This window comes from Pseudomonas fluorescens, assembly GCF_000967965.1.
GTDB classification, from domain to species: Bacteria; Pseudomonadota; Gammaproteobacteria; order Pseudomonadales; family Pseudomonadaceae; genus Aquipseudomonas; species Aquipseudomonas grandcourensis.
The window spans coordinates 1-215 of sequence record NZ_LACC01000085.1; the positions used below are offsets into that span (position 1 = coordinate 1).

The window sequence follows — 215 nt, forward strand, 5'->3', positions numbered from 1 at the left end:
GTGGTCACAGCCGGGGTGGTGTTCGGCACCAGGTTTTCAAAGTTGCCGCCAGTGGTACCGGTGATGGTGGTGCTGACAGTGCTGCCATTCACATAAACATCGTTGGCCGCAGTCGGCACGTTGACGCTGCCGCTGGTCTGGCCCGCTTCGATGGTAATGACCGAACCGTTGCTCAAGGTCACGGTCATCGGCGTACCGGCCGGATTGGTCAGGGT

Annotated in this window: 1 protein-coding gene; it reads right to left on the reverse strand. The window is 60.5% G+C overall.

The window, feature by feature from the left end; all coding sequences use genetic code 11:
* Positions 1 to 215, reverse strand: a 215-nt coding sequence (locus tag VC35_RS28300) for an immunoglobulin-like domain-containing protein (RefSeq protein WP_046044046.1), incomplete at both ends; no start/stop codon positions are given.